The sequence below is a fragment of the Nocardia sp. NPDC005978 genome (assembly GCF_040614455.1).
Classification (GTDB): domain Bacteria; phylum Actinomycetota; class Actinomycetes; order Mycobacteriales; family Mycobacteriaceae; genus Nocardia.
Window position 1 is genome coordinate 1 of the sequence record NZ_JBEXUS010000236.1, and the last position, 1,910, is coordinate 1,910.

Consider the following 1,910-nt stretch of genomic DNA (forward strand, 5'->3'; position numbering starts at 1 on the left):
GATCGCGATCGGCGGGGCGCCGGGACCGCACCCGCGGCCTGTCGGGCGGACTTGGTAGAACTGGCAGCGCACCTCGACCACATTCACCGACCAGGCGTACGGAGCCCGCGATATGGCCGTTTCCACTCATCTCCAGGAATTCCACGGTCTGCCCGTGTTCGATTTCCCCGATGCCACCACCGCGGTCGAACTGCCGGCCGCCGATCGCACGGCCTGGCGAATCGCCATCGAGGCATGGGATTCCAAGGAAACCTGGTCGGAGGCGTTCGCGCGGTTCCTCGCCGCCGTGGAGACCACCGCGGTGCGCGCGCTGATCGTCGGCGTCTGGGGCGAGGGCGATGAGGGCTCGGACACGGTGGTGGCCGAGCTGATCGCCGCGCGGGAGTCGTTCCCGGCCCTGCGCGCGATCTTCCTGGGCGACATCATCTACGAGGAGAACGAGATCTCCTGGATCCACCAGTGTGACGTGACGCCGCTGCTGGAGAACTACCCCAGGCTCGAGGAATTCGGGGTGCGCGGTGGTGAGGACCTGTCGTTCCCGCCGGTCACCCATCAGCGGCTCAAGTCGCTGACCGTCGAAACCGGTGGTCTCGGTGCGGATGTCGTGCGCGGCATCGGGGCGAGCGACTTCCCCGACCTCGAGACGCTCGACCTGTGGCTCGGCACCTCCTGGTACGGGGCCACGGCCACCGTGGCGGACCTGGAGCCGTTCCTGTCCGGTGCGCGCCTGCCCAAGCTCACCTCGCTCGGGCTGTGCAACAGCGAGATTCAGGATCAGATCGCGGTCGCGGTCGCCGCCGCGCCGGTGGTCGCCCAGCTGCACACCCTGGACCTGTCCATGGGCACTCTCGGCGACGAGGGCGCTGAGGCGCTGCTCACCGGTCAGCCGCTGACGCATCTGCGCAAACTCGATCTGCACCACCATTTCATCGGCCCGGCCATGCTCGCGCGCCTGACCGCGGCGCTGGAACCGGCCGGGGTGGTCGTGGATCTCACCGACGCCGAGACCGAGGAGGACGAGGAAGACTCTCGGTTCCGGCGCTATACCGCCGTGGCGGAGTGAGTTTCGAGCCGCGGCTGGCCGTGGTCGGCAATCCGGAGAACCGCCGCGTCACGCTGTTCCAGGACGCGGTGCGCCGGGCGGGGCTGCGGCCCGCGCGGTCGGTGCCGTGGCTCGAGGTGCTCGCCGGGAAGGCCGAATTCGAGCCGGGGGAGCTGGTGCGGCTCGATTCGCCGGGGGAGAACCCGGAGGTCGAGCGGTTACTGCGCGGGGTCACCGATCCGACCCGGGTGGAGGGTACGGCCCGCTGGTACACCGGTTTTCGCGCCGCGGCCGAGACGGTGCGCGAGTGCGCCGGGGCCGCCGGTGCGCGACTGCTCGACGACCCGGCGGAGCTGGCGGTGCTGTTCGACAAGCGCCGGTGCCACGCGGAACTGGTGAATGCCGAGGTGCCGGTGCCGTTTTCGTTCACCTCCGGCCGCACCACCGTGCTCGGCTGGGCCGAGATCCGCACCCTGATGGCCGATACCGGCCTGCGCCGGGTGTTCGTCAAGCTCGCGCACGGATCCTCCGCCTCGGGGGTGCTGGCGGTGGAGACCGCGGGCGGCGGCCGGGTGCAGGCCACGACCTCGGTGCAGCGCGACGAGCGCGGGCGGCTGTTCAACGCGTTGCGCGTGCGCCGCTACCACTCCGAGCCCGAGGTCGCCGCCATCGTCGACGCGCTCGCGCCGGACGGCCTGCACGTCGAACGCTGGGTGCCCAAGGCGTCGCAGGACGGTCGCAGTGCGGATCTGCGGGTGGTGGTGATCGATGGCCGGGCCACCCACGCCGTGCTGCGCACCAGCCCTTCGCCGATGACCAATCTGCATCTGGGTGGCGCGCGCGGCGATCTGGCCGCGGCGCGCGCGGC

2 protein-coding genes are annotated in these 1,910 nt (G+C 71.0%); both read left to right on the forward strand.

From position 1 onward, the window contains the following. Window positions 1-112 precede the first annotated feature (112 nt). On the forward strand, window positions 113-1,063 hold the full coding sequence (locus ABZ319_RS40350; protein WP_354991872.1) for an STM4015 family protein: 951 nt from the start codon (window positions 113-115) through the stop codon (window positions 1,061-1,063). Further along, on the forward strand, window positions 1,060-1,910 hold an 851-nt coding region (locus tag ABZ319_RS40355), incomplete at its 3' end, for an STM4014 family protein (protein WP_354991873.1). The genes ABZ319_RS40350 and ABZ319_RS40355, both read left to right, overlap by 4 nt.